Below are 12,980 nucleotides of genomic sequence, written 5' to 3' on the forward strand. Positions count from 1 at the left end.
GTATTGATCGTGCAGATTATGCTAAATTAGGTGCTATGAAAAAAAGTGAGAGGAAAAAGCTCCGCTTTCCGAATAAGCGGAGCATGGTCTTGTATTTTCTGTCAGGCTCGGGAAAGTATTTTGCCGCGAGTCTGATTTCAGCATGTCTGGTAACTCTGCTTGACATGGTCAATCCGAAGATCATCGGTTTTACGGTTGACTCGGTGATCGGTGACGAGCCGGCTTCGCTGCCGACGTTTCTGGAGCAGCTCTGGGAGAAAGCAGGCATGCATGGACCGCATGTTCTGATCCTGGTTGCGGGTCTGGTCGTGGTGCTGGCACTATTAAGATCCTTGTTCCGGTATGTGTTCCGGCTGATGAATTCGAAGGGCTCGGAAAGGTTTGTGAAACGGATCAGAGATCAGGTATTCGCGCATCTATTGAATCTTCCGGTGAACTGGTATTCGGATCATCAGACCGGCGATATCATCCAGCGCTGCACCTCAGATGTGGAGACGATCAAGATGTTCCTGCAGGAGCAGCTGACCTCTTTGTTCCGGATCGTGCTGATGATCGTGATGTCGCTCTGCTTCATGGCGGGAATCAGCGGCCGGCTGACGCTTTATGCGGGTCTCTTCATTCCGGTGATCATCGGCTACAGTATCTTCTTCTACTATAAGATCGGTGCTTCGTTTGAAAAAGCAGACATCGAAGAAGGAAAGCTGTCAGCCATTGCCCAGGAGAATCTGACGGGCGTCCGGGTTGTGCGGGCTTTCGGCAGAGAGCAGTATGAGAAGACGAGATTTGCGAATCAGAATGATCAGTACACGAAGTTCTGGATCAGACTGATGAAGTATCTTTCGGTGTTCTGGTCCTGCGGCGATCTGTTTTCCTATCTGCAGATTCTGACGGTGCTGTCGGCTGGTGCGGTGTTCTGCGTGCATGGCGAGATGACGGCGGGAAGCTATATTGCGTTTCTATCCTATAATGCGATGCTGACGTGGCCGGTGCGTATGCTCGGCAGAATCATTGCAGATCTCTCCAAGACCGGAGTTTCCATCGACCGTATCCGGGAGATCATGAATGCGGAAGAAGAACAGGATAAACCAGATGCACTGACTCCGGATCTGCTTCAGGATATCGTCTTTGATCATGTCTCGTATCAGTATGAGAACGGAGCCGGAGAGATTCTGGATGATGTGTCTTTCACTGTGAAGGCTGGTTCTACGGTTGGCATTCTCGGCGGCACCGGGTCCGGAAAGTCGACGCTGATGTATCTGCTGGATCGCATGTATCCGCTCTCGAAGGGGAAGATCACAATTGGCGGAGTGGATATTGCTGATATGAAGGCATCCTGGGTCAGAACCCAGATCGGAATGGTGCTGCAGGAGCCGTATCTGTTCTCGCGCACGCTGTTTGAGAATATCCGGATTGCCAAGCCGACCGCGAATCTGAAAGAAGTAAGACAGGCTTCTGAGATTGCTGATCTGGATGATACGGTGGAACACTTCACAGATAAATATGAGACATTCGTCGGAGAAAGAGGCGTGACGCTGTCCGGCGGACAGAAGCAGCGGACGGCGATTGCGCAGATGCTGATCCGGAAGCCTCCGATCATGATCTTCGATGATTCGCTTTCCGCAGTCGATGCGGAGACGGATGCGAAGATCCGTACCGCGATTCATGAAAGCAGCGGTACTTCAACCGTGATTCTGATTGCACATCGGATCACGACGCTGATGCAGGCAGATCAGATCATCGTACTGGATCAGGGCAGAGTTGCCGAGCAGGGAACGCATGAGCAGCTGCTGGAGAAGAACGGCATCTACCGGAAGATCTATGATCTGCAGATGCAGGGACAGGAGGGCTGATCATGAGCGAGAAGAAAAAAGAAGAGCAGGTTTCTCTTCCGTTTTTCGGAATTCCGAAGCTGATGCCCTATGTGCGTCCTTACCGGAAAAAGCTGATTGCGATGATGGTTCTCGGACTTGCCGCATCGGCAATTGACTCGGTGTATCCGCTGTTCAATCAGTATGCACTGAATCATTTCATCACGCTGAAGACGCTCGATACGATGCCGAGGTTCATCGGGCTCTATATTGCAATTCTGGCGGTGCAGGTGGTAATCAATCTGATCAGCACCTACTGGGCAGGACAGATTGAGATGAGCGTGGATCATGATCTTCGGGAGGCGAGCTTCAGTCATCTGCAGACCCTGTCTTTCTCTTATTTCAATCAGAATAATGTCGGCTACATTCATGCAAGGGTCATGAGCGATACCGGCAGAATCGGAGAAATTGCTGCCTGGCGGTTCATGGATCTGATCTGGAATGGCTCCTATCTGATCTTCGTGCTTGTGATCATGCTGAGGATGAATGCGAGGCTGACGGCATGGATCATTCTGCTGGTGCCGATTGCGGTATTTCTGATCAGCTGGTTCCAGAAGCGGATTGTTGCCCTGAACCGCCGGATCCGTGAGATCAATTCGACGATTACCGGGAATTTCAATGAGGGAATTACCGGTGTGCGTTCCATCAAGACGATGGCAGTGGAATCGGTGATCAATTCTGATTTTCAGAAAGATACGGAGCGGATGCGGAAAGAGTCGGTGCATGCGGTGCATTACAGTGCACTGCTTTCTGCGACCATGGTGCTGATGAGCTCAATGGCTCTGGCAGTGGTGCTCTGGCGGGGCGGAATGATCACCAGAGAGCAGGTGATGACGATCGGAACCCTGTCAGTATTCATGAGCTATGCGCTGAATCTGATGGATCCGATTGAGGCAATCGTGCAGACGATTTCTGCGCTGGTTGCTTCGCAGGTGAATATCGAGCGGTTCACGAAGCTGATGAATACGGCTTCTGATGTCGCGGATACGCCGGAAGTCATTGAAAAATACGGAGATACGTTTCATCCGAAGAAGGAGAACTGGGAACCGTTATACGGAGATGTCGAGTTCCGGGATGTCACATTCCGGTATCCGGACGGGACGGAGAATGTTCTGGAACACTTCAATCTGAATGTCCCGCAGGGAACGAATGTCGCAATTGTCGGCGAGACCGGAGCGGGAAAGAGCACGTTAGTCAATCTCGTCTGCAGGTTCTATGAACCGACCAGCGGCCAGGTGCTGATCGATGGCAGAGATGCCCGCGAGAGAAGCCAGCTCTGGCTGCATTCCAATATCGGCTACGTGCTCCAGACGCCGCATCTGTTTTCCGGAACGGTCCGGGATAATCTGCGCTATGGAAAGCCGGATGCGAGTGATGAAGAGATCATGAAGGCATTGCAGATGGTTTCTGCGGACTTCGTGATCCGCAAGATGGATCATGGCCTTGACAGTGAGGTCGGAGAAGGCGGAGATCTTCTCTCTACTGGAGAAAAGCAGCTGCTGTCATTTGCCAGGGCGCTGCTGGCTGATCCGCGGATTCTGGTTCTGGATGAAGCTACTTCTTCCATTGATACCGTGACCGAAAAAGCAATTCAGAATGCGATCGCAGCAGTGACAAAGGGAAGGACTTCGTTTGTGATTGCGCATCGGCTTTCCACAATTGTCGATGCGGATGTGATTCTGGTCGTAAGAGATGGAAAGATCATCGAGCATGGAACACACCATGAGCTGATGAAGCAGAGAGGGTACTACTATAGTCTTTACACGCGCCAGTTCGAGCTTTCAGCCCCGGATCTTGCAGAATAGACGCAGATTCATTTTCTGAAAATGATGAAAAAAACCAGATGAAAAGTGAATCAAATGTGAAAAACGTGAAAATTCCGTGAAATGACAGTGTTGTTTTCTTGAACACTTTAAGCTAAACTCAAACCATAGCAATTGAATCAGGAGGGAAAAGCTATGAAGAAATTATCTGCAGTGCTTCTTTCTGCGATGATGGCTGTAACTCTGGCTGGATGCGGCGGATCTTCTTCCGCAGCAGCAACGGAGTCTGCAGCTGCTACCGCAGCAGCAAGCGCAAGCGCAGGCGCCGAGGAGTACATGTCCGATACGGCAGCTGCTGACATCAAGCTGTCTGATACGGACAACATGACCGAGTACACGAGCTATCAGATCCAGTCGATGGACTATCTGGTTACTGCTCTTGCCGAAGACCATGAGTACAATGCAAACTTTGTCGATGGCCTTCTGGAAAATGACACTTACGGAAACCTGGCTCCGTGCCTGGCGACCAGCTATGATGTCAGTGACGACGGTCTGACTTACACCTTCCATCTGAGAGATGGCGTCAAGTGGGTAACCAACACTGGCGAAGAATATGACACCGTCAAGGCTGATGACTTCGTTGCAGGTCTTCGTCATGGTGCTGAATTCAACAGCGGCACTGCCTGGCTGATGCAGGGTGTGATCAAGGGATATGCTGATTACATGGCTAACGGCGACTATTCTGATGAAGCATGGGATAAAGTCGGCATCAAAGCAGTCGATGATCTGACTCTGGAATACACGCTGGAAGCTCCTACTTCCTACTTCCCGTCCATGACGACTTATGCAGTTCTCTATCCGGTCAACCGTGAATTCCTGGAATCCCAGGGAACCGGCTGCAAGCTTGGTGCTCCGGATCAGACTTCCTGCTCGTTCGGCACGACGGATGCGGCTTCCATTCTCTACAATGGCGGCTATATCCTGACTTCCTATGATCTGGAATCTTCCACAGTTCTGACGAAGAACGAGAACTACTGGGATGCAGATCATGTCTACATGAAGACGGTTACGAGAATCTATGATGATGGCTCTGATCCGTATTCTGCAATCCGCTCCTTCGAACAGGGCATCTATGCATATGCACCGATCTCTGCACAGTGGGAGAACTTCGATCAGTACATGACGAAGTATGCTGGATATACAACAGAGTCTCTTCCGAATCCGTCTGTCTTCGGTATTGTCTTCAATATGAACCGTCAGACATTTGACAACACGAACTATGCAACAGATACTGCTGAAGCAGAGCGTACGCACAATGCGATCCTGAATGAGAACTTCCGCAAGGCACTCCGTGCTTCATGGGATCGTACTTCTTATCTGATGGTTTCTGCTCCGGAAGATCTGGCGAAGGGAATGCTCCGCAATATGAACAACTTCCCGGAGGTTGTCCGTACTTCTGACGGAACGTCTTATGGCGATCTTGTAACACAGGCTTATGATGCTCGTACCGGCACGGATATTGATCTGTCCGATGGCCAGGATCCGTTCTACAGCAAGGACGAAGCACTCAAGTACCTCGAAGCTGCGAAAGCAGATGGCCTGGATATCAGCGCTGACAAGCCGATTCACCTGGATATGCTTGTTCCTGAAACCAACAAGAGACTGGTTGATCAGGGACAGTCCCTCAAGGATTCTGTTGAGTCTGCTACAGACGGCCAGATTGTGATCGAACTGGTTATGAGAGATCAGGATACCGTCAAGAACATTGCTTACTACAGCAACAGCCCGGCAGAAGCTGATTACGACATTTCCACCTTCACTGGCTGGTCTCCGGACTATGCTGATCCGAAGTCCTTCGTCGACATCTACAGCCCGGTTTCCGGATACTATATGAAGTCCATGGGTCTGACGGATTCTTCCCAGACTGCTGATGCAGTGAACGAAGGCGATCCGGTCTATGGCTCTGATGATGACATCAAGGAGCAGGTCGGCCTCAAGGAATATGAGGACCTCTATCGCAAGGCTGATGCAATCTATGATGATCTGGATGCGCGTTATAAGGCATTCGCTGAAGCTGATGCGGAACTGGTTGACAAGTGCTTCTTCATTCCTGGCCAGATGCAGTCCAGAACGGTTCGCGTAAGCCACATCGTTCCGTTCAGCCGCGTTTACTCCACGACCGGACTTACTGAGTACAAGTACAAGGGACTCAAGCTTCAGGAAGGCGTTGTAACCACTGATGATTACAACAAGGCTTACGATGACTTCAAGACGGGCGGAACTGCAGCAGTTCTGACCGGTGCGAACTGAGAAGCCCTGACTGAAACTGATCACGAATCAGACACATAGAAATGGTCTCTGCAGAAAGGAAAGCACGATCGTGCTGGCCCCTTGGTGCAGGGGCCATTTTCTGATTCATCTGGAATCGGACAGGTTCAGACGGAAATGCATCTATTCTGGGAAAAATGACTAGTCTAGGTGAGAGAAAGATCGGAAGGAGATCCTCTGATCCGATGGGAATGGAACGATTCAGGTACAGCAAACTATTTCATTTTCAGAAAGCACTGACCGAATTTTCAGTATCATCTGTGCATCATCTGAAACAATGCCGTTCGGTTCATGGCAATGTGAAAGACCTATGATATAATTACTAAGCGCATTTTCTTTAATAGTGCCTGTTTCAGGGGAAAGATTCCGGCATGGAAAAAGATGATTTGCGAGGAAAAGGAACGGATTTGGTATGGCTAAGTATATTCTTTCGAGGCTGCTGAGGTCCATTGTGGCCCTATTTGCAGTGATGTCAATCATTATCGTGATGATCTTCACGCTGATTCCGCGGAGCAAGGTCTTCGACAATGATCCTGCCTTCACCAAGATGAAAGGCGAAACCAAGACGCTGTATATGCTGCAGAAGTATGATCAGCTGGGGTATATGGATTATCAGCGCAAAAGCGATTTCTGCGGGACAGTATATGGAGACGATACCGAGAAAGTCGCCGCTTGTTCTGTCAATGGCTCAGAAGAGCAGACGTCTGCTGTCGCAGTCATGGAATCAAAGGGTTATGTCACTGCGAAGCAGAAAAACGGTGACCCGTATGTGACCCATGATTATAACTGGCTTGAGCTGCTCGGACATTATTATTCCCAGATGTTTGAGTTTGATCATCCTGGATATATTCAGGATGATGCCAACCCGGATCTTGCCAGAGGCTATTCGATCGGGACGAATCCGTATAACGGGACTCCTGCAATTACGTGCTCAGGCTGCAATTACAAGTATCAGATTTACTTCGACAGCAGCTTCCCGTTTGTACATCAGAATTTCTTCCGCTTCAACTTCGGTACTTCCTATCCGACCAACCAGGGTCTTGATACCATCCAGGTAATATCGGAAGGACAGGGCGAGCTGAAGATGACTTCCCAGACGTTTGATACGGGGCTCACTGAAGATTCTGCATTGATCCAGACGAGCTGCCGTTACAAGGTTTCCCCGGATCGCCTGGATGCGAAGAGATTCTCAGATCATTATGCTGACTGCGAATCAAGGTATACGCAGCCTTCGATGATTGAGACTTCCTATATCATGGGCATCATTTCCCTGATCATTGCCTATGCATTCGGTGTTCCCCTGGCAATTGATATGGCACAGCATAAAGGAAAGTTCCGCGACAAGCTCGGAATTGCTTATATCAATATCCTGATTGCAGTTCCTTCTCTTGCCTTCATCTTCTTCATGCGTTCGATCGGAACCTTGTTCGGTCTTCCTGATAAGTTCCCTCAGCTCGGTTTCCAGGATGTGCGCTCGTGGCTCATGCCTACGGTTATCCTGGCTCTGCTGAATACTCCTTCTCTGATGATGTGGGTCAGACGTTACATGATCGACCAGGTCAATGCCGATTATGTGAAGTTTGCCAGAGCAAAGGGACTTTCTCAGAAGGAAATCTTCCGCAAGCATATTCTGAGAAATGCAATCATTCCGATTGTGAATGGAATTCCTTCGTCCGTGATTCTCTGCATCTCCGGTGCATTCATCACCGAGTCTGCATTTGCTGTGCCTGGCATGGGCAAGATGCTTCCGGACGCAATCACGAAGATGAACAACAATATGATCATCACGCTGACGTTTATCTTTACTGCATTGTCGATTCTTGCTGTTCTGCTTGGTGACCTTCTGATGACGCTGGTGGATCCGCGTATTCAGCTGACTGCGAAAGGAGAAGACTGATGTCTGAAATCAATGTAAAGGATGATCGCTTTACCTTCCAGAAGGCTGATGATTCTGCTTCTGAACATATTGCCGCACCTAAGTACAGCTACTGGAAGAGCGTATTCCGTCAGTTCTTCCGCTCAAAGATTGCGATCGCGCTGCTGGTCGTTGTCATTGCGGTTGTTCTGCTTTCGATCTTTCAGCCGATGTTCTCCGGGTATTCACCGATGAAGACTCCGAACATCAATAAGCAGGCGATGAAGTATATCCGTCCGAACGGAACTTACTGGTTCGGAACTGATGACAAAGGCAACTCGCTGTTCGATGCCGTGTGGGCAGGTACCCGCAATTCTCTGATTGTTTCGTTTTCTGCAACTGCAATTACCGTAGTCGTCGGGGTTGTGGTCGGCATGTGGTGGGGATTCTCGAAGCGTGTCGATGCCATCATGATCCAGGTCTACAACGTCCTTGCGAATATTCCTACTACCCTGATCGCAATGGTTCTGGTATATGCACTCGGCTCCGGCATGGGATCTCTGATCTTTGCTCTTTCGATCACTTCCTGGGTCAGCGTGGCTTACTTCATCCGCGTTCAGGTCATGATTATCCGCGATCGCGAATATAACCTTGCAAGCAGATGCCTCGGTACCTCAACCTGGACCATGATCACGAAGAATATTCTTCCTTATCTGGTTTCTGTGATCATGACGGAAATCAGCCGCGATATTCCTTCCTTTATTTCCTATGAGGTTTTCCTCTCGTATCTGGGAGTCGGACTTGGCAGACAGTATGCTTCCCTCGGACAGATGATCCGTGACTATTCGCCATATCTGGTGTCTACTCCTTATCTGTTCTGGATTCCGGTCACGGTTTCCGCAGTGATTTCAGTTTCGCTTTACATCGTCGGCCAGACGCTTGCTGATGCAAGTGATCCGCGCACGCATATGATCTGAGGAGGTGGGAAACGATGTCAGAAAACAAAGAAAAAGATATCATTCTCTCCGTCAAGGATCTGCAGGTGAAGTTCCAGGTGCGCGGCCGTGTGCTTACTGCAATCCGCCATATCTCAATGGATTTCGAAGCTCACAGGGTCGTTGCGATTGTCGGCGAGTCCGGCTCCGGCAAGTCCGTATTCACGAAGACCTTTACTGGAATGCTGGATGCGAATGGTTCCGTTACCGGAGGAGAGATCTGGTTTGAAGGCCAGGATATTTCCAAGTTCAACACGGATGCGCAATGGGAGAAAATCCGCGGCATCAAGATTGCTACCGTATTCCAGGACCCGATGACCTCTCTGAATCCGGTCCGCACGATCGGCGATCAGATTTCCGAAGTCATCATCAAGCATCAGAAGAAGTCCAAGGCAGAGGCGAAAGCGGAAGCCATTGAACTGATGACGAAGGTCGGAATTCATGATCCGGAGCTTCGCTATGATGAATATCCGTTCATGTATTCCGGCGGCATGCGTCAGAGAATTGTCATTGCGATTGCGCTTGCCTGCCATCCGAAGATTCTGATCTGCGATGAACCGACGACCGCTCTGGATGTCACGATCCAGGCTCAGATCATCCGTCTGATCAAGGACCTTGCAGAAGAATACGGGTTCACGACAATCTACATCACGCATGACCTTGGTGTTGTTGCAAATGTTGCTGATGTTGTTGCAGTCATGTATGCAGGCCAGATTATCGAGTATGGGAATGTGGATGAGATTTTCTATGATTCCAGACATCCGTATACCTGGGGTCTTCTGTCTTCGCTGCCGCAGCTGGGCCAGAAGGGAGAAGAACTGTTTGCGATCCGCGGCACACCGCCTTCTCTGTTTGAGGAAATCAAAGGAGATGCATTTGCTCCGCGCAACAATTATGCAATGAAGATCGATTACGAAGAAGAACCTCCGTTCTTCAAGGTTTCGGATACACATTATGCCAAGACCTGGCTGCTGGATCCGAGAGCTCCGAAGGTGGAACCGCCTGCAGCGGTGAAGAATCTTCATCAGCGCATGCTTGCACTGACATCGAAGGGAGGAATCTACGGTGACCGATAATAAACACGAACAGCTGCATGTGCCGGCTGATGTGAAGCCGATGTATGACGAGAATGGCAGAGAAATCCTGGTTGATGTGAAGCACCTGGAAGTGACCTTCCATAATAACCGCAAGCATCGTTTCCGGGCGGTCAAAGATGCAAACTTCCGGATCTATAAAGGAGAGACATTTGCCCTGGTCGGCGAGTCCGGATCCGGCAAGACTACGATTGCCCGTTCCATCATCCGCCTGAATGAAACCAGTGATGGAGATATCCTGTTCAAGGGCAAGAAGATCAATACCCGTCTGTCTAAAGAGGATCGCCAATGGGTGGTTCGCAATATTCAGATGATTTTCCAGGACCCGGCTGCTTCCCTGAACGAGCGTGCGACGATTGACTACTGCATTTCAGAAGGGCTCTATAACTTCCATCTGTACAAAGATGAAGAGGACCGGGAACGGAAGGTAGATGAAGCCCTCCGCGCTGTCGGACTTCTGCCGGAGCACAAATCCCGCTATCCGCATGAATTCTCAGGCGGCCAGCGTCAGCGTGTCGGCATTGCCAGAGCGATGGTCATGGACCCGGAATTCATCATCGCAGATGAACCGATTTCTGCACTTGATGTGTCGATCCGCGCACAGGTTCTGAATCTGATGAACCAGTTCAAGCAGGAACATCAGCTCACGTATATGTTCATCGCGCATGATCTGAGCGTTGTCCGCTATTTTGCCGACCGCATTGCCGTGATTCATAACGGACGCATCGTCGAAGTAGCTCCGTCAGATGAACTGTTCCGCTATCCGCTGCATCCGTATACGCATTCTCTGCTTCAGGCAGTCCCAATGCCGGATCCGGAAATCGAAAAAGCAAAAGAGATCATGATCTATGATGAATCCAAACGTGATCTTTCGGGTGAAAAGCCGAAACTGCGTGAGATCCGTCCGGGACATTACGTATTCATGAATGATCGCGAGAAAGCAGAATACGAGAAGAAGCTCGAGGAAATGGAGAAAGAGCCGATTATCGAATAAAAGAAAGCGTCCATCCGGACGCTTTCTTTGATGAACACGGTTCTTCGAAGGCTTGTTCGCTGAGGTTACTTATGCTCGGAATCTTCTTTCAGGACTCCGTTTTCCATCTTCTTATGACGCATCTCCATGCTTGCCTCAAAGCCGAGGGCAGCTCGCAGCGCGATAATGCAGGCCAGGGAAATATAGTCTTCGATATCATAGGCAATTGTCGTTTTCAGCACTTCGCCGCACATCAGAAATTCCAGGGCGGTGGAGATCCCTTTTTCGAGGGAAACGCCTACTTCTTTTTCCCGGATCCACAGAAGCAGAGATTTGATCGCGGAATAAAGCATTACAATGATTGCAGTAAGCTCAAGACAGACAGAAGAGATATTTACCAGCTGTTTGAGAAAAGAGTTAAGTGCTTCAGTCATATCGAGTTGTACTCCTGTTCTGGTTTTCATTGTACCGTATCCGCCCAGAGAATACACCGTTGTGCAATAATAGCAGTAAAAGATCTGGAGGAAAACAGATGGAAGAGATTGATCGGATTATTGCATTATCCAATGCCTTCGGCCCGAGCGGATTCGAAGATGAAGTCAGCGATCTTGTGAAAGATGAGCTGTCATGGCTGGAGCCGGAAGAAGATCACATGCGCAATGTGCGGGCTGTTCTGAATCCGGATGATTCCGGCAAGCCGAAAGTGATGCTGGACAGCCATCTCGATGAAGTCGGGGTGATCGTGCAGGCAGTGAAGCCGGACGGGACCATGAAGTTTCTGAAAATCGGCGGTATTTCTGACAGTTCATTTCCTTCCAGCAGGTTCAGGCTGCGCAATCGCGATGGCAAGGATTATGCAGCAATTGTGGCGGCAAAACCACCGCATTTCCAGACTGCTGCAGAGCGCCTGCAGCCAGTTTCTTTCGATCAGATGGTGCTTGATGCGGGATGCTGCAGCAAGGAAGAGACTGAAAGGATGGGCATTGGAATTGCCACTCCCGGGGTTCCGGATGTGACCTGCACGTATGATGAAGGAAGGCAGCTGTTTGAAGGCAAGGCATTTGACTGCAGGATTGGGGTTGCGGCCGAGATTCAGACGCTGACAGAACTGCAGGGAAAGGATCTTCCGTGTGTTGTGCAGGGAGCGTTTTCCGTACAGGAAGAAGTCGGCGAGCGCGGAGTCTATGCAAACTACAAAGCATTCAGACCGGATGTCATGATTGCTTTTGAGGGGTGTCCGGCAGATGATACGTTCCAGGATCCTTACCTGGTGCAGGCGGCCCTCAGGAAGGGACCGATGCTGAGACATTTCGATGTCTCGATGATCACGAATCCGCGTTTCCAGAAGCTTGCACTGGATCTTGCTGTAGAGGAAGGCATTCCGGTTCAGGAAAGCGTACGGTCCGGAGGCGGAACTGATGGCGGCAGAATCTATCTGGAAGGAGTACCTTCCATTGTGATTGGGATTCCGGTACGCTATATCCATTCGAGCAACTGCTGGTGCACGTATCAGGACTACCGGGCAGCGGTAGATCTGGCGGTGACGCTGGTTTCCCATCTGGATCAGAATACAGTTGATTCACTCTGAAACCGCATAGCAAAGCCATTCGGCAGATTGCCTGCACCTTGATAGAATGCTATAATAACCACGGTTGCAGGAGGCTTTACTATGGGACTGAAAGATAAATTATTCAACTTCGTCGCACCTGTCGATGAAGATGAAGACGATGATGAAGAAGAAGAAACTGAAGAAGAACCGGAATACAGGCAGAGTGAGACAAGACCAGTGAGCCAGTACGAGAGAACGAAAAATCAGAATGTCAGACAGGTATCTGCGGATACCAAGATGGTGCTGTTTGAACCGCGCAGCTTCGAAGAGGCTGAAGAGATTGCAAGACATCTCAAGAGCCGCAGAGCCGCAGTGGTGAATCTGCATCGTCTGCAGAGAGACTATGCCCAGAGAACGATTGATTTCCTGACGGGTGTTGTCTTTGCGCTGGATGGAACGATTCAGAAGATCGGCCATAACGTGATTCTCTGCACGCCGAAGAATGTCGGAGTGGATGGAGCGATTTCGTTAGACAGCGATGATGACTGATGAGAG

10 protein-coding genes are annotated in these 12,980 nt (G+C 49.9%); 9 read left to right on the forward strand and 1 reads right to left on the reverse strand.

Going from position 1 to position 12,980, the window contains the following annotated elements; genetic code table 11:
* Positions 1-83 precede the first annotated feature (83 nt).
* The 7 genes from C7E00_RS03615 to C7E00_RS03645 all read left to right on the forward strand — a co-directional run bounded on the left by C7E00_RS03615 (position 84) and on the right by C7E00_RS03645 (position 10,897).
* Complete coding sequence (locus tag C7E00_RS03615; RefSeq protein ID WP_239928528.1) at positions 84-1,850, forward strand: ABC transporter ATP-binding protein; 1,767 nt, start codon at positions 84-86, stop codon at positions 1,848-1,850.
* A gap of 2 nt (positions 1,851-1,852) precedes the next feature.
* Positions 1,853-3,673: an ABC transporter ATP-binding protein gene (locus C7E00_RS03620; RefSeq protein WP_105303002.1), complete on the forward strand. Its 1,821-nt coding sequence runs from the start codon at positions 1,853-1,855 to the stop codon at positions 3,671-3,673.
* Positions 3,674-3,826: 153 nt separating this feature from the next.
* Positions 3,827-5,941, forward strand: a complete 2,115-nt coding sequence (locus tag C7E00_RS03625; RefSeq protein WP_105303003.1) for an ABC transporter substrate-binding protein — start codon at positions 3,827-3,829, stop codon at positions 5,939-5,941.
* 430 nt (positions 5,942-6,371) lie between these two features.
* The gene (locus C7E00_RS03630) at positions 6,372-7,856 is read left to right on the forward strand and encodes an ABC transporter permease (RefSeq protein WP_105303004.1); all 1,485 of its coding nucleotides are present in this window, start codon (positions 6,372-6,374) and stop codon (positions 7,854-7,856) included.
* Entirely contained in the window at positions 7,856-8,791 is a 936-nt protein-coding gene (gene oppC / locus C7E00_RS03635) for an oligopeptide ABC transporter permease OppC (protein ID WP_105303005.1), read from the forward strand. Before C7E00_RS03630 ends, oppC begins: the two co-directional genes overlap by 1 nt.
* Before the next feature lie 14 nt (positions 8,792-8,805).
* Positions 8,806-9,885, forward strand: a complete 1,080-nt coding sequence (locus C7E00_RS03640; RefSeq protein ID WP_105303006.1) for an ABC transporter ATP-binding protein — start codon at positions 8,806-8,808, stop codon at positions 9,883-9,885.
* Positions 9,875-10,897, forward strand: a complete 1,023-nt coding sequence (locus tag C7E00_RS03645) for an ATP-binding cassette domain-containing protein (RefSeq protein ID WP_338022629.1) — start codon at positions 9,875-9,877, stop codon at positions 10,895-10,897. The genes C7E00_RS03640 and C7E00_RS03645 overlap by 11 nt, the downstream gene beginning before the upstream one ends.
* A 65-nt stretch (positions 10,898-10,962) precedes the next feature.
* On the opposite strand, the gene C7E00_RS03650 is transcribed toward C7E00_RS03645, so the two are convergent.
* On the reverse strand, positions 10,963-11,310 hold the full coding sequence (locus tag C7E00_RS03650; protein ID WP_167836448.1) for a DUF1622 domain-containing protein: 348 nt from the start codon (positions 11,308-11,310) through the stop codon (positions 10,963-10,965).
* A gap of 98 nt (positions 11,311-11,408) precedes the next feature.
* Between C7E00_RS03650 and C7E00_RS03655 the strand changes: the two genes are divergently transcribed.
* The gene (locus C7E00_RS03655; RefSeq protein ID WP_105303008.1) at positions 11,409-12,464 is read left to right on the forward strand and encodes a M42 family metallopeptidase; all 1,056 of its coding nucleotides are present in this window, start codon (positions 11,409-11,411) and stop codon (positions 12,462-12,464) included.
* Positions 12,465-12,545: 81 nt separating this feature from the next.
* Complete coding sequence (locus tag C7E00_RS03660; protein ID WP_105303009.1) at positions 12,546-12,974, forward strand: cell division protein SepF; 429 nt, start codon at positions 12,546-12,548, stop codon at positions 12,972-12,974.
* The last annotated feature ends 6 nt before the right edge of the window (positions 12,975-12,980 follow it).

This window comes from Anaerolactibacter massiliensis (assembly GCF_900290205.1).
Taxonomy (GTDB): Bacteria; Bacillota_I; Bacilli_A; order Erysipelotrichales; family Erysipelotrichaceae; genus Bulleidia; species Bulleidia intestinalis.

Coding starts and splice junctions, on each gene's coding strand:
- C7E00_RS03630 (WP_105303004.1), top strand. CDS start 6,372: ATGGCTAAGTATATTCTTTCGAGGCTGCTGAGGTCCATTGTGGCCCTA.
- C7E00_RS03625 (WP_105303003.1), top strand. CDS start 3,827: ATGAAGAAATTATCTGCAGTGCTTCTTTCTGCGATGATGGCTGTAACT.
- C7E00_RS03660 (WP_105303009.1), top strand. CDS start 12,546: ATGGGACTGAAAGATAAATTATTCAACTTCGTCGCACCTGTCGATGAA.
- C7E00_RS03650 (WP_167836448.1), bottom strand. CDS start 11,310: ATGACTGAAGCACTTAACTCTTTTCTCAAACAGCTGGTAAATATCTCT.
- oppC (WP_105303005.1), top strand. CDS start 7,856: ATGTCTGAAATCAATGTAAAGGATGATCGCTTTACCTTCCAGAAGGCT.
- C7E00_RS03615 (WP_239928528.1), top strand. CDS start 84: ATGGTCTTGTATTTTCTGTCAGGCTCGGGAAAGTATTTTGCCGCGAGT.
- C7E00_RS03655 (WP_105303008.1), top strand. CDS start 11,409: ATGGAAGAGATTGATCGGATTATTGCATTATCCAATGCCTTCGGCCCG.
- C7E00_RS03620 (WP_105303002.1), top strand. CDS start 1,853: ATGAGCGAGAAGAAAAAAGAAGAGCAGGTTTCTCTTCCGTTTTTCGGA.
- C7E00_RS03640 (WP_105303006.1), top strand. CDS start 8,806: ATGTCAGAAAACAAAGAAAAAGATATCATTCTCTCCGTCAAGGATCTG.